Annotated in this window: 20 protein-coding genes and 2 pseudogenes; 13 read left to right on the top strand and 9 right to left on the bottom strand. The window is 60.0% G+C overall.

The window, feature by feature from the left end; all coding sequences use genetic code 11:
• Window positions 1–107: 107 nt before the first annotated feature.
• Genes KGA85_RS08135 through KGA85_RS08120 form a run of 4 tightly spaced genes read right to left on the bottom strand, consistent with a single transcriptional unit; the run spans window position 108 to window position 2,681 of the window.
• Window positions 108–509: a DoxX family protein gene (locus KGA85_RS08135; protein ID WP_223453743.1), complete on the bottom strand. Its 402-nt coding sequence runs from the start codon at window positions 507–509 to the stop codon at window positions 108–110.
• 16 nt (window positions 510–525) lie between these two features.
• Window positions 526–1,197 carry an alpha/beta hydrolase gene (locus tag KGA85_RS08130; RefSeq protein WP_223453745.1) on the bottom strand — a complete coding sequence of 224 codons (672 nt, stop codon included), beginning with the start codon at window positions 1,195–1,197 and terminating at the stop codon, window positions 526–528.
• 13 nt (window positions 1,198–1,210) lie between these two features.
• Window positions 1,211–2,032: a DODA-type extradiol aromatic ring-opening family dioxygenase gene (locus KGA85_RS08125; RefSeq protein ID WP_223453747.1), complete on the bottom strand. Its 822-nt coding sequence runs from the start codon at window positions 2,030–2,032 to the stop codon at window positions 1,211–1,213.
• Window positions 2,033–2,051: 19 nt separating this feature from the next.
• On the bottom strand, window positions 2,052–2,681 hold the full coding sequence (locus KGA85_RS08120) for an NADPH-dependent F420 reductase (protein WP_223453748.1): 630 nt from the start codon (window positions 2,679–2,681) through the stop codon (window positions 2,052–2,054).
• A 109-nt stretch (window positions 2,682–2,790) separates the two neighbouring features.
• On the opposite strand from KGA85_RS08120, the gene KGA85_RS08115 reads away from it, so the two are divergent.
• The gene (locus KGA85_RS08115; protein WP_223453907.1) at window positions 2,791–3,690 is read left to right on the top strand and encodes a LysR family transcriptional regulator; all 900 of its coding nucleotides are present in this window, start codon (window positions 2,791–2,793) and stop codon (window positions 3,688–3,690) included.
• 27 nt (window positions 3,691–3,717) lie between these two features.
• Here the strand turns inward: KGA85_RS08115 and KGA85_RS08110 are convergent, their stop codons facing one another.
• The 4 genes and pseudogenes from KGA85_RS08110 to KGA85_RS08095 form a co-directional block, all read right to left on the bottom strand.
• Window positions 3,718–4,671 (bottom strand): alpha/beta fold hydrolase, encoded by a 954-nt coding sequence (locus KGA85_RS08110; protein ID WP_223453750.1) that lies wholly within the window; start codon window positions 4,669–4,671, stop codon window positions 3,718–3,720.
• A 77-nt stretch (window positions 4,672–4,748) separates the two neighbouring features.
• Window positions 4,749–6,117 (bottom strand): annotated as a pseudogene (locus KGA85_RS08105) (MFS transporter).
• A gap of 91 nt (window positions 6,118–6,208) precedes the next feature.
• Window positions 6,209–6,823, bottom strand: coding sequence for a nitroreductase family protein (locus KGA85_RS08100; protein WP_223532466.1), 615 nt, complete (start codon window positions 6,821–6,823; stop codon window positions 6,209–6,211).
• Window positions 6,824–7,149: 326 nt separating this feature from the next.
• Entirely contained in the window at window positions 7,150–7,347 is a 198-nt protein-coding gene (locus KGA85_RS08095; protein WP_020723503.1) for a tautomerase family protein, read from the bottom strand.
• 151 nt (window positions 7,348–7,498) lie between these two features.
• Here KGA85_RS08095 and KGA85_RS08090 point away from each other — a divergent pair, with 151 nt between their 5' ends.
• The 4 genes from KGA85_RS08090 (at window position 7,499) to KGA85_RS08075 (ending at window position 10,579) form a co-directional block, all read left to right on the top strand.
• Window positions 7,499–8,401: a LysR family transcriptional regulator gene (locus KGA85_RS08090; RefSeq protein ID WP_223543043.1), complete on the top strand. Its 903-nt coding sequence runs from the start codon at window positions 7,499–7,501 to the stop codon at window positions 8,399–8,401.
• 251 nt (window positions 8,402–8,652) lie between these two features.
• Entirely contained in the window at window positions 8,653–9,270 is a 618-nt protein-coding gene (locus tag KGA85_RS08085; protein WP_223453758.1) for a dTMP kinase, read from the top strand.
• 327 nt (window positions 9,271–9,597) lie between these two features.
• Window positions 9,598–9,891: a hypothetical protein gene (locus KGA85_RS08080; protein ID WP_223453760.1), complete on the top strand. Its 294-nt coding sequence runs from the start codon at window positions 9,598–9,600 to the stop codon at window positions 9,889–9,891.
• 217 nt (window positions 9,892–10,108) lie between these two features.
• Window positions 10,109–10,579, top strand: coding sequence for a YbhB/YbcL family Raf kinase inhibitor-like protein (locus KGA85_RS08075; protein WP_223453762.1), 471 nt, complete (start codon window positions 10,109–10,111; stop codon window positions 10,577–10,579).
• Between the two features lie 289 nt (window positions 10,580–10,868).
• On the opposite strand, the pseudogene KGA85_RS08070 reads toward KGA85_RS08075, so the two are convergent.
• Window positions 10,869–11,540 (bottom strand): annotated as a pseudogene (locus KGA85_RS08070) (amino acid permease); the annotation flags it as partial.
• A 161-nt stretch (window positions 11,541–11,701) separates the two neighbouring features.
• Here KGA85_RS08070 and KGA85_RS08065 point away from each other — a divergent pair.
• The 8 genes from KGA85_RS08065 to KGA85_RS08030 all read left to right on the top strand — a co-directional run bounded on the left by KGA85_RS08065 (window position 11,702) and on the right by KGA85_RS08030 (window position 20,405).
• Window positions 11,702–12,019 (top strand): Rieske (2Fe-2S) protein, encoded by a 318-nt coding sequence (locus KGA85_RS08065; RefSeq protein WP_223453764.1) that lies wholly within the window; start codon window positions 11,702–11,704, stop codon window positions 12,017–12,019.
• 261 nt (window positions 12,020–12,280) lie between these two features.
• Complete coding sequence (gene sufB / locus KGA85_RS08060) at window positions 12,281–13,729, top strand: Fe-S cluster assembly protein SufB (RefSeq protein ID WP_223453767.1); 1,449 nt, start codon at window positions 12,281–12,283, stop codon at window positions 13,727–13,729.
• Between the two features lie 15 nt (window positions 13,730–13,744).
• On the top strand, window positions 13,745–14,509 hold the full coding sequence (gene sufC, locus KGA85_RS08055; protein ID WP_223453769.1) for a Fe-S cluster assembly ATPase SufC: 765 nt from the start codon (window positions 13,745–13,747) through the stop codon (window positions 14,507–14,509).
• Window positions 14,506–15,825, top strand: coding sequence for a Fe-S cluster assembly protein SufD (gene sufD / locus KGA85_RS08050; RefSeq protein ID WP_223532464.1), 1,320 nt, complete (start codon window positions 14,506–14,508; stop codon window positions 15,823–15,825). Before sufC ends, sufD begins: the two co-directional genes overlap by 4 nt.
• The gene (locus KGA85_RS08045) at window positions 15,822–17,096 is read left to right on the top strand and encodes a cysteine desulfurase (protein WP_223534883.1); all 1,275 of its coding nucleotides are present in this window, start codon (window positions 15,822–15,824) and stop codon (window positions 17,094–17,096) included. Before sufD ends, KGA85_RS08045 begins: the two co-directional genes overlap by 4 nt.
• Window positions 17,093–17,551: a Fe-S cluster assembly sulfur transfer protein SufU gene (gene sufU, locus KGA85_RS08040; protein ID WP_223453774.1), complete on the top strand. Its 459-nt coding sequence runs from the start codon at window positions 17,093–17,095 to the stop codon at window positions 17,549–17,551. Before KGA85_RS08045 ends, sufU begins: the two co-directional genes overlap by 4 nt.
• A 3-nt stretch (window positions 17,552–17,554) precedes the next feature.
• On the top strand, window positions 17,555–18,406 hold the full coding sequence (sufT, locus tag KGA85_RS08035; RefSeq protein ID WP_223453776.1) for a putative Fe-S cluster assembly protein SufT: 852 nt from the start codon (window positions 17,555–17,557) through the stop codon (window positions 18,404–18,406).
• 10 nt (window positions 18,407–18,416) lie between these two features.
• A complete protein-coding gene (locus KGA85_RS08030) occupies window positions 18,417–20,405 on the top strand; it encodes a thioredoxin domain-containing protein (RefSeq protein ID WP_223532462.1) in 1,989 nt (662 codons plus the stop codon).
• Window positions 20,406–20,438 lie beyond the last annotated feature (33 nt).

Genomic DNA, 20,438 nt, shown 5'->3' with positions numbered 1-20,438 from the left:
CGTGAGCTTTATGACTTCGCGCCTGACGTGATTCGTTACGGTGACCCAAGCGCAAACCGCCGACGCGCTGGGGGGAGGGCGTCGGCAGAATTTGCGCCAGCAGTGACTTACGCTTTGCTGGATGCTTTTGTCGCCATGGCGCCGTCACCCAGCAACGCGACGACCAGTGCTGTCGCCGCCAGGTAGACAGGATATTCCCAGCCGCCATTGGCGTTGGTGAAGCTCCAGCCATTGCCGAAGTGGACGGTCGCGGCAACGAACAGTTGAACCACCGCCAGAGCGGCCACCCAGCGCGCATAGACACCCAGCACCAGCATTAAGCCGCCGATGACTTCAAAGGCCATGACCGGGTAGGCCAGGAAGCCCGGGAAACCGATGGATTCAAAAAAGCCTGCGGTGCCTGCTGGGGTGAACACAAGCACTTTGGTCAGGCCGTGAGCAATGAACATGATGCCGAGGGCCAGGCGCATAACGAGTGCGGCATACGGAGCGGTGCGTGAGTCGATCATGGTGTGGTTCCTTTGTTTATTTGGAGAGTGACAGCGTGTGGGTCAGCCATTGCGAGAAATCCGCCAGTTCTTCAGTGACGATCTCGTGGGCCATGTCGTAGAAATGCGTTTCGTGGGCGACGCCGATTCGATCCAGCCAGGCGTCCGACTCTTTCGCCCAAGCCACTGGCAGGATGTTGTCTTGATGGCCATGGGCGATGAACGCGCGGATGGAACTGAGCCGATCGGCGGAAGCGATCCGGGGGGCAAGTTCGCGCAGCATCCGGCCGCTCAATATTGCGAAACCGGCAACCAGCTCGGGCTCGGTGACCCCAAGGCTCGCGCTCATGATGCCGCCCTGGCTGAAGCCGGCGATCACGGTCGGCAACTTGGGCAGTGCTTCGATGAAGCGCTGCAACAGTTGCCGACTGGACTCTGCTTGCTCTTGATTGAACGAAGGGCCGTTGCTGGTGAAGTTCACCTGATACCAGGCGAAACCCTGTGGGCCAACTTGCAGCGGACCGCGCAGCAGAATCACTTCCAGTTCTTCGGGCAGCGATGCGGCCAATGAGGCGAGATTCGCTTCGTTTGAACCGACACCATGCAGTAAAAGCAGGCGGCCCCTGGGGGCCGAAGTGCTGCACCCTTTGCGGAAAAACAGGCCCGTTTGCGGCTCGCGGGCCGCTTCAGAAAATGTAATGTCACCCATGGTCTGTCATGCCTTAACTGAGTTGAATGGATTCAGATCCATCATTGTCGTTCGAGGTAAACAGGTAGCTGTCCATCGCCAGCACTCCGTAGCTCACGCCGCCTTCCAGGACACGCGTTTCATACCGTTCGCCGGCCGCACCAAGGGCGATGAGCAACGGTAAAAAATGCTCATCAGTCGGGTGGGCACGTTCTGCAGAAGGGGCGTGCTGCATATAGTCCAGTAGCAAATCGGTGTTGCTCGCCTGCAGGTTTTGGGCTGTCCAGGCAGCAAACTCTTTCACGTAGTGAGCCTCATGGCTGGCAGCCCCCCGAAACTCATACAAGTTATGGGTCAGGCTTCCGGAAGCCACGATCAACACTTTCATATCGCGCAGTGGCGTGAGGGCTTTGCCCAATTTCCATGCATGGTAGGTGTCGAGGCCGGCAGGCATCGATACCTGAACGACCGGTATGTCTGCCTCAGGGGCCAGATACAGCAGAGGCACCCAAGCGCCGTGGTCCAGACCTCGACGGGCGTCAAGCCGCGACTTCCATCCCGCATTCTGCAGCAGACCCACGATATGAGCGGCGAGAGCCGGAGCCCCCGGAGCGGGGTAGCGCAACTGGTACAAGGCGTCGGGAAATCCGCCGAAATCGTGGATGGTTTCAGGGGCGGTGCTCGCCGTAACGCTGATTTCGCCGCGGGTCATCCAGTGCGGAGAGAGGATGACGATGGCATCAGGTCGCGGCAGTTCGCGACCGAGTTCGGCCAGACGTTGACCCGCCAGACCAGGCTCGATGGCAAACATTGGAGCACCATGAGACACAAACAACAGGGGGAACGAAGTGTTCATGGTAAATGCTCCTGACGAATTACTTGTTAAGCCAGACAGGGGCGATTGAAGTGCCCAGGCCAGCGCCGTAACCGAGGTAGATATTCAGACCTGCCAATGGCTCCAGGTAACGGGCATTGATCAGTCCACCCGCGTCCACCGTGTTCCAACCCAGGCTCTGTGCCATGGCGGTAGCGGTCTGTTTGGCGCGCTCGCTGTCGCTGGCGACGAACACGCTGCCGCGCTGGTCATTGGCGAATGTCGGGCCGTCGGCAAGCATTTGGGCGAACAACGTATTGAACGCTTTAACGACGTGGGCTTGAGGCACTGCTTTGGCAATTTCTTCACCAGCGCTCGTCACGTGACCGATGGTCAGCGACATGTAGTCGGCGCTCAGTGGGTTGGTGATGTCGATGACTACCTTGCCCGTCAGATCGCCCAGGCTTTGCAGTGCTTTGGCGGCATCTTCATAGGCGGTTGCAACAACAACGATGTCGCTGTCACCCAGTGCTTCTGCAGCCGGATAAGCGCTGACATTGTCAAATTGAGCGGCTAGGGTTTTGGCCTTGTCGATGTCGCGGCCTGTGATCCGAACGATATGGCCGACACTGGACAATTGTTTGGCGAACGCCGAACCCATGTTGCCCGTACCCACTACTGTAATTTTCATCGCGACCTCATTTAAGTTGATGTGCGTATCGATGGGCTCAGTTTATAGATTGAGATATCGAGATAAATAAGGCCAAATGCGACTAACCGTTCCACTTATCGAGACAATGATGGACAGAGCGCTGGAGATGCAGGTCTTCTGCACCGTGGTCGATAAAGGCAGTTTTGTCGGGGCGGCCGAACCCTTGGGAATGTCGAAAGCGGCGATTTCACGCTACGTGAGCGGCCTTGAAGAACGCCTCGGTGCGCGGCTTCTGCATCGCACGACCCGCCGGCTTTCATTGACGGAGGAGGGGCGCCAGTTTTACCACCAAGCGCGTGAAGTCCTGGCGCTCATGGATCAGGCCGAGGAGGCCGTATCGTCCACCGCTCCAGAACCCAGTGGCGTTTTACGAGTGAATGCACCGGTCAGTTTCGGTGTGCTGCACTTGGCGCCGCTATGGGGCGACTTCATGAAGGCTTACCCCAACGTCGAGTTGGACATCAGCTTGAACGACCGACTGGTGGATCTTGTGGAGGAGGGCTTCGACGCCGCTGTTCGTATTGCCCGCATGGAAAGCTCTTCCTTGATAGGGCGCCGACTGGCGGGCACGCGAATGTGTCTGTGCGCTTCACCCGACTATCTGGCGAGCCATCCACAAGTGCGCACGTTGGCGGACCTGACAGAGCACGGAGTGATTGCGTATACCAACTTCGCCAGCGGCAATGAATGGCAGTTTATGGGCCCTGGTGGCAGCGAAAGTGTGCGCACCCGCTCGATTGTTCGCTGCAACAATGGCGATACCTGTCGCAGTATTGCCTTGGCGGGGGGCGGCATTGCCTTGCAGCCCAGCTTCATGGTGGCCGAGGATTTGCGGGCCGGGATCCTTGTTGAGATCCTGCCTGAGTACCAGTCCGTCGAACTGGGTATCTACGTGGTCTATCCCACCCGCAAGCACTTGGCGACCAAGGTCCGGGTGCTGATCAACTTTCTGGCTGAGCGATTTGCCCACCCTCAATGGGAACAGTAGAGTGGATGTCGCCAAATAGTGTCTGACTCAGCACTTATCCAGAAAGCCTCGCAGGTCGGTCGCGAATTTTTCCGGATTTTTTAACGCCAGGAAGTGATCGCCCTGTTCGGCCTTGGTGTACACATGCAGCACAGATCCCGCGACGACCGAATTCATCCAACGTTGGCTGTCCAGCCAGTCGCTGTATTCGCCGGTGAAAATGGCGGTTGGAACATCAATCTTTGTCTGGATGACATCCCGCCAATCGTTGGTGACGTGATCGAACAGCACGCGCTCCATAAATGCCATGTCATCCTTCACAACGGCCTGAGCAAGGCTTATTGCGTTGTGAAAGTAGGGTGAGTCCAGGGCAATGGCCCGTTCCAGTACCCGAGTTGCGCTGATCAGTTGGTTGGTAGGCGCTCCTTTGGCGTAGGACGCAATCATGCGCTCTGGCGAGGTGGTGAACGCCCCGGCTTGCAGTCGCTCCTGTTCGGTCCAGTCTTCATGACAATAAACCGAGGGCGCCTGGTCAATGATGCTCAGCGTGCGTATGCCTTGTGTACCGAACAGGTCGATATAGGCCCAGAGGATTGACGCGCCCATCGACCACCCGCAGTAATCGGCTTGGGACAGCCCCAGGTGATCTGCAAACTCTTTAACGTCCATGGCATATCGGGAAATCCGGTTGCCAAAGGCTACCTTTTCGGAGAGCCCCTGGTTTCTGACATCCAGCACGTACACGTGATAATGCTGGCTGAGGATGTGCATGAGGTGGAAATACAACGCACCGTTGGCTGACCAACCCGAGATGAAAATCAACGGCGTGCCCGCACCGGCTTCCCAATAGGCGAGGTTGACACCGTCGCTGGTGACAAAGCTGTTGAGTTTCAGGCCTTCAAAGTCAGAAACCCGAACCCGTTGACCAGGGATTTCATGGGGAAAGTGAAAGTCTTCGCCGAGCAGCGAGAGAAGCGATTGATTGTTCAGTGGGTATTTCAAAGTGCAATCCCATCCAGTTGAAGAAATGGCGCAGTTGATTCAGGGTGCAAGGGCGCGACTCTCATCCATACCGGCATTTATCGACGCCGAGCTGAGGCTGCGTACAGGTTTACGGCGATGCAGATTGCCAGGACCAACGCTGAAAACAGCATCGAGCGCGATAGCCCGGCAGAAAAAGCGGCTTTATCCGCATGGGCGATCATCGTGCCGAAGACAGCGACGCCAATTACACCGCCCAGTTGCCTGGCGGAGGCCATCAGGCCGGAGGCGATGCCCGCGTCATGCTGTGTGACCGAGGACAGCATCGAGTTGGTAATGAACGGTACTGACATGGCGCTGCCAATTCCCACCAGCATCAACGCATCATTGAGCGACCAGAGCGAGCTATTGGAAGTGGTTTGCGAAAGCGCGATGAATCCGACGATCTGAACCGTGAAACCCGTCGTGATAATACGAGTGGCACTGAACCGCCTGGCGAACCTAGACGAGAGCATCGTAGAAAATGTCAGCACCGCCGTCAGCGGGATAAACGACAACCCCGTTTTGAATGCGTCGTAGTGCAGGAAGGTTTGAAAGTAAATACTGAAAACGAAGACCGTTCCATAAAACGATCAGATTGATCGCAGCGCCTGCAAGCGCCATGCTCCCCAGCACTTTGTTTTTTGCCAGGTGAGCGGGCAGCATCGGATGCTTTTCCCGACGCTCGATCAGAACAAATGCCGCCGCACTAATCGTGGCAATTGCAATCGCGGTGAGTGTTTCGCTTACCCAACCTTTGGCACTGGATTCGGTCATGCCATAGGTCAGTGACGCCAGGCAAATCGCAATACTGATTTGCCCTGGAATATCGACGTGCTTATCAATCCGAGGGGAGGCGGGGGCGTAACGCAGGATCAGCCCGACAGCCAGCAGGCCGATCGGAATATTCAGCAGAAATACGCTTCGCCAGCCGAAGTACTCGATCATCAGGCCGCCGATCACGGGACCGGCGGCCAAGGCGACACCCCCACAGGCGCCCCAGAGCGCAACAGCGGCACGACGTGCATCGGGGTCGTGAAATGACACGCGAATCAGAGTAAGGGAGGTCGGTATCAGGAAGGCGGCGCCGATGCCCTGCACGACCCGCATCGTGATCAGCATGGTCATGCTGTCGGCGAGACCACAACCGATAGAGGCGAAGGTAAAGATAGCGAAACCCGCCGCAAAGACAGATTTTGCTCCCCATTTGTCACCCCATGCGCCTCCCAGGATGAGCAACGCAGAAAAAGGCAGCGCGTAACTGTTAATGACCCACTGCAAGCCCGTGAGGTCGGTGCCGAACGCATTTTTGAGTGCGCCAAGGCCGACGTTTACGACGCTGACATCAAGTTGAACGACAAGAAACCCTAAACAGGCAGCGGTCAGAATCGCGCGTAACGAAGAGTGTGATTTGGATTCAGCAATCAATGGTTCACAGCCCCTGGCATGTGGTGGTTGCGAGTCGATCAGCAACAGCCAGCGAAGCCAGGTTGTACCTGGCTATCGCCGGCAGCACTGCTTACACGAACTGCAGAACGTCGTTGACAGCTTTACGGGGCTTTTGCGGCCAGTTAGCCGAGCCAGGGTAGCCAACGGTGATCAACATCACCGGAATCTCCGTAGCGGAAAGACAGAATGCTTGTGCCACTGCCGACTGGTCGAACCCGATCATGGGTGTCGAAACAAGGCCTTGTCCTTTGGCGGCCAGCATCAGGGTCATGGCCGCCAGCGAGCCTGAGCGGATCGCTTCGTCGCGTTGTAACTGCGGGTTGTCCTGGTACATGCCTTGAGCGGCGCCAACCCACATGTCGTAGATCGCCTGATCAATGATCCCTGCATCCAGCGTCGGCTTCAGGGCTGATGGCAGGGTTTCATGGGGATTGAGGGTGCCACAGACAATAAAGGTCACGGCTGAATCCATGACCTTTTGTTGACCGAAGGCCAATGGCAGCAATCGCGCCTTTGCTTCGGTGCTGCGTACCGCCAGGAACTTCCAGTTTTGAAGATTGAAGGCGGAGGGGGCGTGCGTTGCCAAATCGATCAGCTCGGCAATTTGTTGATCCGTCAACTGACGTTCAGTGTCGTAGCTGTTGGCGGAAATTCGGGACTTAATAACTTCAGCAATACCGGACATGGGGATCTCTGTGCAGGGAAGGGGATGTGCGCAGTCCCGGTTGTTGCCGTCGAGCCTGCGCCTTCATTGAACTCAGCGGCTGAAACCGTCGAAAGGGGTCATGTACACCGCCCCGAACGGATCAAGGCGTTTGCGGATTTCTGCATCCGGTGTGCCGTAGACCACCAAGCTGGTAACGGTGCACAGCTCGAGGAAACGCTTGCCGAATGGTGCGAAGGTGGTGTCTACGTGACTGACTACGGCGTAGCCCTTGTGTCAGAGGCTTCATAAAAAGCCTGGTGAGGATGCATCGCTGGCCAAGCCGATGCATTCGGTGCTGAAGGCGGTCAGGGTTTCTCGGGCGCGTCGCCAAACAGTTTGCCTGCACCCGCCCAATCCGAAGCCGCTACGTCTTCAAAAATGACATAGATGTAGTTGGCATCGGTACCGGTGTGTTTAACGATGCTTTCAGTGATATCTGCGGCCACAGCGGCTTTTTGTGCGTGTTCTTTACCTTCGAACCAGCTCACACGTACGACGGGCATGATGGTGTCCTCTTGGGGCATTGACCTGGAGAGAGGTGCGTGATGTGCACCGTTGTCTTTCTAGAACTCATCCTACTGTTGAGTGTGCTGGCGATAAACGGCCTCAAGCTATAATCTGGGTAGATTAAAACTCTACAATCGGCGAGCAGGCATGGTTCCTATCGATTCGTTTCAGGGCGTCATCACGTTCGTCGTAGCCGCGCGCTCGACTAGCTTCACTCAGGCTGCCGAGCGCTTGGGGCTGTCAAAATCAGCCGTAGGCAAAGCCATTGCGCGTCTGGAAGAGCGCTTGGGTACACAGCTGTTTCATCGCACCACTCGCCGGATTTCCCTGACCGCGGATGGTGAGGCTTATTTCGTGGCGTGCTCTACCGCCCTTGAGGAGATTGGTGCTGCAGAGAGCGGATTGGGCCCCCGCGCTGGTCAGCCCTCCGGACGCCTGCGAGTAGACATTCCTGTGGCATTCGGGCGTCGGGTCGTAGCCCCGTTGCTGTTTGAGATCGCCAACAAATACCCGGCTCTGCAACTTAACCTGACGTTTTCTGACCACCTGGTTGATCCCTTCGAGGAGGGCATCGATTTGCTGGTCCGCTTTGGAGAACTGCAAGACACCAGCGGTCTGGTGGCGCGGCGGCTGACCCGACAACGCTGGGCCATTTGTGCCGCCCCCGACTATTTGACGCGCTTTGGCATTCCGCAGACCCTGGAAGACCTGAGCCAGCACCGTTGCATTGTCGGGCATCGACGCGGCCAGCCGCTGTCGTGGCGGGTCATGCAGGCGGGGCAGACCGTACGATACGCGCCACCGTCGACCCATCAGATTGGCGACGGGGAAGCCATGATTCTCGCGGCGGTCGCCGGCACCGGTTTGTGCCAGATGCCACGCAGCCTGTTCCAGGACGATATCGAGGCGGGCAGACTGGTGGAGGTTCTGCAAGTGTATGAACCAGAAGCTGTCGATGTGCATGCCGTATGGCCAAAGGTGTCACATCTGCGGCCGAAGGTCAGGTATGTGGTCGATGAGCTGGTTAAGCTATGTGAGCACTGGCAGTGATGCAGACTGACGCCGGGTCAATTCCAATTGATTGCTCTAAAGAGCCTTACACATCATTTAACTTGTGCGCGATGACCGATGCTCATAAGCGGCTATAACCCTGGATTTTGAGACCCGTTAGTCAGAAACCAAGTTAGAGTGTTCATCAATGTCTGTTCATTAGGTCCCTCCACTCGATTCGCGTAGTCGCGCCAAGCGGTTCCAGCGAACGAACCGGGCAAAAAAACCGTATCTCAATCGTTATGCGAAGAATGAATCGTCCGCTGTTTGTTTCTCTAGATGGGCCCAAGGGAGCCGGCAAAACCACACTGTTGGAAGCCGTGACGAAAGTACTAAGGGCAGACAACAAAAAGGTGATCCGACTTTGCGAGAAAAAAAGCGATCCCTATAGGGGTGAAACAATGACCCTCGTTAACAAGCTCGTCAGAAATCCCACCCGGGATTTGGAGTTGAGGGTTTGTGAGCGCTTTGCTGATAGCCGTACCTGGATTTCCCGGCACGTGCTGACTAAACAGCCACCAGACAGCATCATCTTGATCGATCGCTGGTACCCGTCTGATGCCGCGTTTCGCCGGATAGTCCCGTTTGCTGAGATTCTACAGTTGAACATTGATCGAAACGTGCGAGTACCAGACCTGCATGTCGGGGTTGTCACCACCCCTGATATTTCGTGGGCAAGGGCAGCGACACGACGGCGTGGGCTGGGCAGTACCGTGATCCATAAGCTGGAAGAACATGTCGCTTGTACCAAGGCGTTCGAGCAAGCAATTGCAGATCACGGCTGGGTTTTATGCCGTAACGAAGGAACGATCGAAGACGCAACGATGCAGGTGATTTCTGAGATCTATAGAGTCCTTCGGTGCCCGTAGGCGAAGTTCGCTGCGCCGGCCTTGATCAGACGGATCAAGCGTCGATTGCTGGAGATGTATGCCAAGAGGAAAGCGGAAGTTAGGAAAACGGACAGGACCTATGCGCATCTATTGAGTAATACTTGATTTAACTTGTGGGCGATGTTCACTGTTCATCGGCGATCTATGTCCCAACCAGCATTGGCTTTTCGTACGGCCTATGGAGTCAAGTGTTCACAGATTTACGTTCATGGGTGCATCCGACTCAGTCCACAACACTGAACACTCAGCGAAAGCGTCACTCTTAATTAATAGAGGACTAATAAGGCTTTCGTCGGGAGCACCATCATGATTCAGCGACGCAGATACTATCTTTCACAAATATCACTTCGTCTCGTGGCATTGCGCGCCAACGTCAGTCAGTTCAAACACGATGAATTGAGCATTCAGAAAGCCCTGAGCGGTGGGCAGGTGCCGGATAGCGGACAGGCGCTGGATCACGCGTTTGACGAGATACGGGAATCCATAGATCACACACAAGCGCTGCTGGAAGCCCTGGCCGAAGCAACCGGAGATTCAGAAGTGGTGAGAATGAACAATGAGCGACAACAGGAAAACCAAAGAGCCGGAAGCCTGGTTTGAGTTGTTGGACGACGAAGGCTATCGCATGGACTCACTTGGTGCGTATCACGGTGCGCTGTTGCGGCTGGCCGAACACCTGCTCAAAACCGTGTGATTGATGCTATAGATTGGGTGGTGCTCAAGGAACCAGTCTCGCCAGCAAAAGTGCTTGTTATCGGGAACAGCGGGCGCGGAATCAAGTCTGTTGTCAAACACACTTCAAAAAGAGGTAACGGCCATGCCACTCGTGCTCGATTCTCCCGCTTTTCATGTCCAGGGTCCGATACCGGCGATCTACAGTTGTGAAGGCAAGGATGTTTCTCCGCCGTTGGCCTGGAGCGGTGTGCCGTCAGGCACCAAGAGTCTGGCGCTGATCGTCGACGACCCGGACGCACCGGACCCCGCTGCCCCTAAGATGACCTGGGTCCACTGGGTACTCTATAACTTGCCCATGGGGACGACTGAGCTGCCCGAAGACTTGCACGCGCTGCCGCCCGGCACGCTACAGGGGCTCAACGACTGGCAGAAAACCGGCTACGGTGGACCTTGTCCGCCGATCGGCACCCACCGGTATTTTCACAAGCTCTACGCGCTGGACACCGTCTTGCCGGACCTGAAGCAGCCCACCAAGGCCAAACTCGAAAGCGCAATGCGCGGCCATGTACTGGCACAGGCCGAGCTGATCGGCACCTACCGTAAAACGAGGTGAGGATTTAAGTTTCATGAAAAACGGGGCGCTGAGCGCCTAATGCCAGTCATTTAAGAGTAGAGACGTCGAATGCAGAACCTGTGGCGAGGGAGCTTGCTCCCGCTGGAGCGCGAAGCGGTCCTAAAATCTGCAACTGAGGTTTTTCAGGTAGAACGCATCGCAGGTTCTACGACTGCTTCGCAGCCGAGCGGGAGCGAGCTCCCTCGCCACAATTGATCACCAAACTGTAGATTTTTGTTAACTGACTGGCATTGGGCGCTCAGCGCCCTGTTTTTCATGCCTATGGCAATTAGCTTCCAGCTTGTCTATTCAACGCCTCTTCAGCGGCTGCGATTTCTGCCTGACGCTTCATGATCATGTCGCCCACGGGTGGGCCCTGGAAGCGCCGGGCTTCAAAGGCGAACCAGACGATTGCCGTCAGAATCAGAAAACCGATGGTGATGTACAGCGCCCAAACGTTCGGCGGCTGGATGCCAATGACGAAGATCAGCACCATTGAGATGATCGAGAGAATTGCGAACAACGAGTACAACCCGCGCCCCATGTTCCACGGCCCCATGGTCGGCCACTTCGAGGTCCCGAAGGTAAACATGCCTAGCACGATGGGAATCATGAAAGAGAAGAACAGGAAGATCACCGTACAGGAGACCACAATCGTGTAAACCGGCGTTTCGCCGATCGATACCAGGGATGATCCCCAGTCGAACAACACCGCGAGAGTGGCACCGGTCCAGATCGCCGCCACCGGGCTGCGATGGGTCGGCGAGACCGTGGCCAGCGCTTTCGAGCAGGGTAGGCCGCCGTCACGCGAGAACGCGAAGATCATGCGTGAGACCGAGGTCACGGTCGCCAACCCGCAGAGAATCTGCGAGATGAAAATCGCCACGTAAAGCGCGATCTTGATGGCCGGGTTCACCTGGGTGTCCATGGCCCAGAAGAACACGTTCCAGCCATGCTTCGCTACTGTTGCTGTGCGCAAGTCTCGTCGATCGAAACTGGCGAATCAGGAGCCGGGGGCAGAAGTGCGCCGCCTTATTGACAATCGAGGGGGGACGGTCTAGCTGTTGAGTTTGGCGGCTCAGCGTCCTGCTACGAGCGCCGGTTGCACCCTGGAGTGGCGCCATGAGTGAATTCGTCAAGGTCGCATGCGTGGTCGATATCGAAGCGGGTACCGGCAAGACCGTGAACCTGGAGGGAACGCCCGTCGCGCTGTTCAACGTGGACGGCCAGTATTTCGCCATCCACAACACCTGCCCGCACGAGGACGGCCCGCTGGGAGAAGGAACGCTCTGCGCAAGCGTGGTGACCTGCCCCGTGCACGGCTACGAGTTCGACGTGACCAGCGGCGAGTGCCTCACGGAACCGGCTTATCGAGTCGAGCAGTTCGAGGTCCGGGTGGACGGCGACGACATCCTGCTGCGGCAATCGGCGGATGCTTGAGCGCTGCGGAGGAGCTCGGGCCGCAACCGCCAAAAGGCGAGGGCGCGGCCTGATGCCAGTCAGTTAAGTGCAGGGGGCCTAAAAAAGATCGCAGCCTGCGGCAGCTCCTACAGGTTTTGTGTGCACCTGTTATTAGATGTATTTTCTAACATGTTGAATTTACAGGCTATTCATGCCTTATAAAGAGCATGTTTGCTAAATTAGGGATGGAGTATAGTTAAAACAATCGAATCGTCCTGCCAGCAGCAGGAGGAGTCAGCGATGAGCACTGACAATGCCAGGATCCGCGAACTCAGCAGCCGGGCGTACAAGTACGGCTTTGTCTCTGATATTGAGAGCGACGCGGCACCGCGCGGGCTCAACGAAGACGTCATCCACCTGATCTCGGCGAAGAAGAACGAGCCGCAGTGGCTGCTCGACTGGCGCCTGAAGGCTTACCGCCACTGGCTGACGATGCGCGAGCCAACCTGGCAGAACGTCCACTACGAGCCCATCGACTACCAGGACATCATCTATTACTCGGCGCCAAAGCCGAAAACGCCGGGGCCCAATAGCCTCGACGAGGTCGACCCCGAGCTGCGCGAGATGTTTGGCAAGCTCGGCATCTCCCTCGCCGAGCAGGAGCGCCTGACCGGCGTCGCGGTGGACGCCGTGGTTGATTCGGTCTCGGTGGCGACCACCTTCAAGCACAAGCTCGCCGAGGTCGGCGTGATCTTCTGCTCCTTCTCCGACGCCGTGCAGAACCATCCGGAGCTGGTGCGCAAGTACCTGGGTTCGGTGGTCCCCTACAGCGACAACTTCTTCGCCACACTGAACTCGGCGGTGTTTTCCGACGGCTCCTTCTGCTACGTGCCCAAGGGCGTGCGCTGCCCAATGGAACTGTCGACCTACTTCCGCATCAACGCCGCGGATACCGGCCAGTTCGAGCGCACGCTGATCGTCGCCGAGGAGGGCGCCTACGTGAGCTACCTCGAGGGCTGCACCGCGCCGATGCGCGACAAGAATCAGCTGCATGCGGCGGTGGTCGAGCTGGTTGCGCTGGATAACGCCCAGATCAAGTACGCCACGGTGCAGAACTGGTACCCGGGCGATGCACAAGGGCGCGGCGGCATCTTCAACTTCGTCACCAAACGCGGCAAGTGCGCCGGTGTGCACTCGAAGATCTCCTGGACCCAGGTCGAGACCGGCTCGGCCATCACCTGGAAGTATCCGGGGGTGATTCTCCAGGGCGACTATTCGGTCGGCGAGTTCTATTCGGTAGCGCTGACCAACCATTACCAGCAGGCGGACACCGGCACCAAGATGATCCACATCGGCCGGCACACGCGCAGCACCATCCTCTCCAAAGGGATCTCCGCTGGCCATGGGCAGAACACCTACCGCGGCCTGGTGAAGATCCAGAAGGCCGCGACAGGCGCCCGCAACCATACGCAGTGCGACTCCCTGCTGCTGGGCAGCCAGTGTGGCGCGCACACCTTCCCCTATGTCGAGGTGAAGAACCCGAGCGCCCAGGTCGAACACGAAGCCTCCACCTCGAAGATCAGCGATGAGCAGCTCTTCTACTGCCGGCAGCGCGGCATCAGCGCGGAGGACGCGGTGCCGATGATCGTCAATGGCTTCTGCCGCGAGGTGTTCAAGGAGCTGCCGATGGAGTTCGCGGTGGAGGCCCAGAAACTGCTGGGCGTGAGCCTTGAGGGCTGCGTGGGCTGAGGCCCGGGGTGGAGCATGCTCGAGATCAATAATCTGCATGCCAGCGTCGAGGGCCGCGAAATTCTGCGGGGCATCACGCTGCGGGTCGACGCCGGCGAGGTGCACGCGATCATGGGGCCGAACGGCTCCGGCAAAAGCACGCTGGCCCAGGTGCTGGCGGGCCACGAGACCTACGAGGTCAGCGGCGAGGTGCTCTACGAGGGCCAGGATCTGCTCGCGATGCCAGCGGAAGCACGCGCGGTCGCCGGCATCTTCCTCGCGTTCCAGTACCCGGTGGAGATCCCCGGCGTCGGTAACCTTTATTTTCTGCGCACGGCCCTCAACGCCGTGCGCAAGCAGCGCGGGCTCGAGGAGCTCGACGCGCTGGATTTCCTCGCGCTCGCCAAGGAGCGCATGGCGCTGGTCGAGATGGACCAGAGCTTCATGAACCGCTCCGTCAACGTGGACTTCTCCGGCGGCGAGAAGAAGCGCAACGAGATCTTCCAGATGGCGATTCTGGAACCCAAGCTGGCGATCCTCGACGAGACCGACTCGGGCCTCGACATCGACGCGCTGCGGATAGTCGCGGCGGGCGTCAACGCGCTGCGGCGCAAGGATCGCGCGCTGCTGGTCATCACGCACTATCAGCGACTGCTCGACTACATAGTCCCGGATCGCGTCCACGTCATGGCCAACGGCCGGATCGTGCAGTCCGGCGACAAGGACCTGGCCGTCGAGCTCGAGAAGCACGGCTATGCGAGCTTCGAGCAGGAGTCGGCAGTGCCCGGAGTCAGGCCATGAATACGGCGCAGAGCACAACGTTCCTGGCCCGGCTAGAGTCCATGGCCAACGGCCGGCATCCCGTCTGGCTGCAGGAACTGCGCCGCGCGGCGTTCCAGTGGGTAACCGAACACGGCTTTCCCACGGCAAAGGACGAGGCGTGGAAGTACACGCGCGTCGCGCCCATCCTGGCGATCCCTTTCCAGCCGGCCGAGCCGGCCATGAACCGGCGCCTGTCCGCCGCCAGCGTCGAGCGGCTCGCTGGCGACTACGGTGGCCCGCGGCTGGTCTTCGTCAATGGCTATTTCGCCGCTGAGCTCTCGGTGCTCGAGGGGCTACCCCCAGACACCCAGGTGACCAAACTCGCGACGCTACTACGTGCCGACAGCTGGGCGCTCGAAGCCCTGTTCGCGCATGCGTTCCGTGCGCAGCCGCAGGCCTTCACGGCGCTCAATGCGGCCCTCGCCGAGGACGGGGCCTTGGTACAGATACCCGCCCACACCACGGTCGAAGAACCGATCCACCTGGTATTTCTCTCGGACCCGGGCGCCACGCCGCTGGTGGTGCAGCCGCGCGCCTTGGTGCTGATGGGGGCAGGGAGCCGCGCGACCTTAGTGGAAAGCCACGTCGGCAGCGGGGGAGAGGTCTACCTCAGCAATTGCGTCACCGAGGTCGTGCTCGAGGCCGGCGCGACACTCGATCATTACAAGGTGCAGAACGAGAGCACGGCGGCGTTCCATGTCGCGCTGCTCAGTGTGCGCCAGGCCCAGGGCAGCCGCTTTGCCGCGCACTCCTCGGCACTCGGCGCGGCGCTGGCACGGCAGGAGGTGCGGATCGTGCTCGAGGGCCCCGGCGCGGAGGTCGCCCTGAACGGTCTGTACCTGCCCCGGGGCGAGCAGCACCTGGACAACCAGACGACCATCGAGCATCTGGCGCCGCGCTGCACCAGCCGCGAACTCTATAAGGGCGTGATCGACGGGCATGGGCATGGGGTCTTCGACGGGCGGATCATAGTGCGCCCGGGTGCGATGAAGACGGATGCCAGCCAGACCAACAAGATTCTTTTGTTGTCGGCGTTGGCCCAGGTAAACACCCAGCCACGGCTGGAGATCTTCGCCGATGACGTCAAGTGCGCCCACGGCGCCGCCGTCGGCCAGCTGGATGAACAGGCGATTTTTTACCTGCGCTCGCGGGGGATTCCCCAAGCGGCGGCGCGGTCTCTGCTGACCTACGCATTCGTCAGCGAGATGCTGGAGCTGATCAGCCTGGCGCCGTTGCGAGCGCAACTCGAGCTACTGGTCGCCGCGCAGCTGCGCGGCCTGGAGGTGGCAGCATGAGCGACCTCGAAAGCAGCCTCCAGGCACTACCGAAACAGCTCGACCGCGCGGCAGGCTACGACGTCGAGCGCGTGCGCCGGGCGTTCCCGATCCTCGCAGACACGATCTACGGCAAGCCGCTGATTTACCTCGACAGCGCCGCGACGAGCCAGAAGCCGCAGGCGGTCATCGATGCCATGTCGCGCTTCTTCTTGAAGGAGAACGCCAACGTGCACCGTGGCGTGCACTACCTCTCGGTGCGCGCCACCGAGGAGTACGAGAAGGCGCGGGCCAAGGTCCAGGGCTTCCTCAATGCCGAGCACGTCGAGGAGATCGTCTTCGTCCGCGGCACGACCGAAGCGGTCAATCTGGTGGCGCAAACCTATGGCAAGGCTCAGCTCCGCGCGGGCGACGAGGTGCTGATCAGCGCCATGGAACACCACTCGAACATCGTGCCCTGGCAGATGCTCTGCGAGCAGACCGGCGCCCGGCTGCGGGTAGCGCCCATCGACGACACCGGCGAACTCCTGCTCGATGAGCTGGAACGGCTGATCGGGCCCAGGACCCGGCTGGTGGCCGTCGCCCATGTCTCGAATGTGCTTGGCACCGTCAATCCGATCCAACGCATCGTCGAACTCGCCCACGCCCGGGGCGCGTGTGTGCTGGTCGACGGCGCCCAGGCGGCCCCGCACCTGCAGATCGATGTGCGCGCGCTGGGCTGTGACTTCTATGCCCTGTCGGGCCACAAGATGTACGGTCCCACCGGTATAGGCGTGCTCTATGGCCGCCGCGATCTACTCGAAGCCATGCCTCCCTACCAGGGCGGCGGCGACATGATCCTCTCGGTCACCTTCGAGAAGACCGTCTACAATAGACCGCCGTACAGGTTCGAGGCGGGGACGCCGAACATGGCCGGCGCGATCGGTCTCGGCGCGGCGATCGACTTCCTCCGCGAGCTGGGACCAAAGGCCATCGCCGCCCACGAGCAGAGCGTGCTGGCCTACGCGCAGCAGGCGCTGGCGGCGGTGCCCGGGCTCAGACTGATCGGCACAGCGAAGGACAAAGTCGGCGTCCTCTCGTTCGTTCTCGACGGCATCCATCCCCACGATATCGGTACCATCCTCGACCGTGAGGGGATCGCGATTCGCACCGGGCACCACTGCGCACAGCCCTTGATGAACCGCTTCGGTGTCGCCGCCACCGCCCGCGCCTCGCTCGGCTGCTACAGCACCGAGCTTGATATCGATGCGCTGGTGGCAGGTCTGGCCAAGGTCCAGGAGGTGTTCCGATGAGCGGCGATGAACTGCGCGACCTCTATCAGGAAGTAGTCATCGACCACGGCAAACGGCCGCGCAATTTCCGCGAGCTCCTGGACGCTACCTCTACGGCGGAAGGCTTCAATCCGCTGTGCGGCGATCAGCTGAGGATTTATATCAAGCTTGCGGACGGGGTGATCGAGGACATCGCCTTCCAGGGGGCCGGCTGCGCCATCTCCCAGGCTTCGGCATCCTTGATGACCCTGGCGGTCAAGGGGAAGAAACCGGAGGAGGCGCTGGCACTCTTTGTCCGTGTGCATACGCTGCTCACCGAAGGGCCGAACGCCAAGGTGACGCCCACGGAGCTCGGCAAACTCGCGGTGCTTTCGGGAGTATGGGAGTTCCCGGTGCGGGTCAAGTGCGCCACCCTGGCCTGGCATACGCTGCGCAGCGCCCTCGAAGGCGGCGGCTCACAGGTCTCGACGGAGTAAGCCATGACTGCCGATCCAGCCATCCCCAACATCCGCCTCAGCGATTCGGCGCAGCAGATCCTCGGCGCCGCCCTGGCGGATGGGCGCGCGGACTCGGTGCGACTCAGGATCGACGAGCGCTTCGCCCATGAGTTGCTCTTCGAGCCCGGTGTCGAGGGCGATGTCGTCGTCGAAACCGACTACGGCATCACGCTGTTGCTCGATCCCGTCAGCGCAGGGCGAGCCGATGGCCTGTTCATCGACTTCGCGTATGAACTCAACGGCACTGGTTTTCAGTTCGACAACCCGAACCAGCCGGGCCGTCCCCAGCCGATCGAGCTCACGCGGGACTGCGCGGCGACCCTGATTCCGGGCGGGGAGCGGCTGCAGCTGAGGCGCGGCGAGCGCGTGGTGGTGACCCAAGCGCTCGGTGGCAGCTTCACGGTTCAGATCGCCAGGGGCCGGCTGGCACGGATCGCCGCCGCTGACGCCGATGCCTTGGGGCTGGATGCTCGCCAGGGAGGGCTGCCCCAGGCGAGCGGCCAGCCGGCGGCCAGCGGCGCCTTCGACATCCAGCAGGTGCTCGACAGGCTAAGGACCGTCTACGACCCGGAGATTCCGGTCAACGTGGTCGATCTCGGGTTGATCTACCAATGCCAGGCGCAGCCGCTCGAAGGCGGCGGCCAGCGGATCGAGATCAAGATGTCCATGACCGCGCCCGGTTGTGGGATGGGCGAAGTGCTGAAAGAGGATGCGCGCGCCAAGGTGCAGACGATTCCCGGCGTCACAGAGGTCGAAGTCGAGATCGTCTGGGAGCCGCCCTGGGATCAAAGCCGCATGTCCGAGGCGGCCCTCCTGCAACTCGGTTTGATGTGAGGAGCCAGCCATGAGCAATCGACTCGCCAAAGAAACCTCCCCCTATCTGCGGCAGCACGCAGAGAACCCCGTCGATTGGTATCCCTGGGGCGAGGAGGCGTTCCGCCGCGCGCGCGACGAGGACAAGCCCATCCACCTGTCGCTGGGTTACGCCGCCTGCCACTGGTGTCACGTGATGGCCCACGAGTCGTTCGAGAACCCGGAGATCGCGAGCCTGATGAACGAGCGCTTCATCAACATCAAAGTTGACCGCCAGGAGCGGCCTGACCTCGACGACATTTATCAAACAGTCGTGCAGATGCTGGGGCAGGGCGGCGGCTGGCCGTTGACGGTGTTCCTCACGCCGCAGCGCGAGCCGTTCTTCGGCGGCACCTACTTCCCGCCGCGGGAGGGCTATGGCCGGCCTGGATTCACTCAGCTCCTGCGCGGTCTGAGCGAAGCCTGGCAAAACAACCGCGCGGCGCTACGGCAGAATGTCGAACAGTTCCTCCAGGGTTACCGCACCCTGGAGACGTTAATGCTGGAGGGCGACACGCCGCTGGAGCAAGACCAGCCGGCCGCCGCTGCTCGGCTGTTTGCCAAGAGCACCGACCCTGTGCACGGCGGCCTGGGCAACGCACCAAAGTTTCCCAACCCGGCCTGCCATGATCTCGTCCTGCGTCTCTTTCAGCGTCTACACGAGCCGGACTTGCTGCGCTCCCTGGAGCTGACCCTCGATCGCATGGCCGCCGGTGGGCTCTACGATCACCTGGGCGGCGGCTTTGCTCGCTATTGTGTGGATGAGCGCTGGGCCGTGCCCCATTTCGAAAAGATGCTCTACGACAACGGCCAGCTCGTGAAGCTCTATGCCGACGCCTATCGCGCGACCGGCAAACCTGCCTGGCGGCGCGTGTTCGAGGAGACGATCGACTACACCCTGCGTGACATGACACACCCTGAGGGTGGTTTCTACGCCAGTGAGGACGCTGACAGCGAGGGTGAAGAAGGCAAATACTATGTCTGGACACCCGCGCAGGTGCAGGCCGTCCTCGGCGACCCGGACGCCGCGCTGGCCTGTCGGGCCTACGGCGTGATCGCCACCGGCAATTTCGAGCATGGCACCACCGTGCTGCATCGCGCAGCCACACTGGACGCGGCGCAGGAAGTGCAACTGGCGGGCCTGCGCGGCAAGCTGTTGGTGGCGCGTGCCCAACGCATTCGTCCGGGGCGCGACGAGAACATCCTCACCAGCTGGAACGCGTTAATGATCCAGGGCCTCTGCGCCGCCTACCAGGCGACCGGAACCACAACCCACCTGGACGCCGCGAGGCGCGCCGCCGATTTCATTCTGGACCGACTCTCGACTCCCGAAGGTGGCCTGTACCGGGCTTGGCGGGAGGGCATGGCCAAGGTTCCAGGCTTCCTCGATGACTACGCCTTCCTCGCCAACGCCTTGATCGATCTCTACGAATGCGACTTCGATCAGCGTTATCTCGAACGCGCCACGCAGCTGGTCGAGCGAATCCTCGATAAGTTCTGGGAGGACGGACTCTACTTCACGCCCAGCGATGGCGAGCCGCTGGTGCACAGGCCACGCGCACCGCATGACAATGCCTGGCCGTCGGGCACCTCGACCAGCGTGTTCGCTTTCTTGCGACTCTTTGAACTAACCGGCCGCGAGCTTTACCGCGAGCGTGCCGAGCAGGTGTTCACGATGTACCGCGCCGCAGCCGCGCAGAATCCCTTAGGCTTCGCCCATCTCCTGGCGGCGCAGGACTTCGTACAGCGAGGCCCAATCAGCATTGTCATCGCTGGCGAACGTTCCGCTGCCAGTGCCTTGGTGGCGAGCCTGCAGCGCCGCTACCTGCCGGCACGCGTCCTTGCCTTTGCCGAGGATGTTCCCATCGGCGTGGGCCGGCAGACGTTCGCGGGGCAAACCAGCGCCTATGTGTGCCGAAATCGCACCTGCGAAACCCCTGTGACCAGCGCCGCGGAGCTCGTAGAGCGTTGTCTGAAGTGAAGGGCGAGAACTGAATCGCACCTCTAACGCGAG

Origin of the sequence: Pseudomonas sp. GL-B-12 (genome assembly GCF_019955895.1) — a bacterium.
Classification (GTDB): Bacteria; Pseudomonadota; Gammaproteobacteria; order Pseudomonadales; family Pseudomonadaceae; genus Aquipseudomonas.
This window is presented reverse-complemented; position numbering and strand designations above follow the sequence as displayed.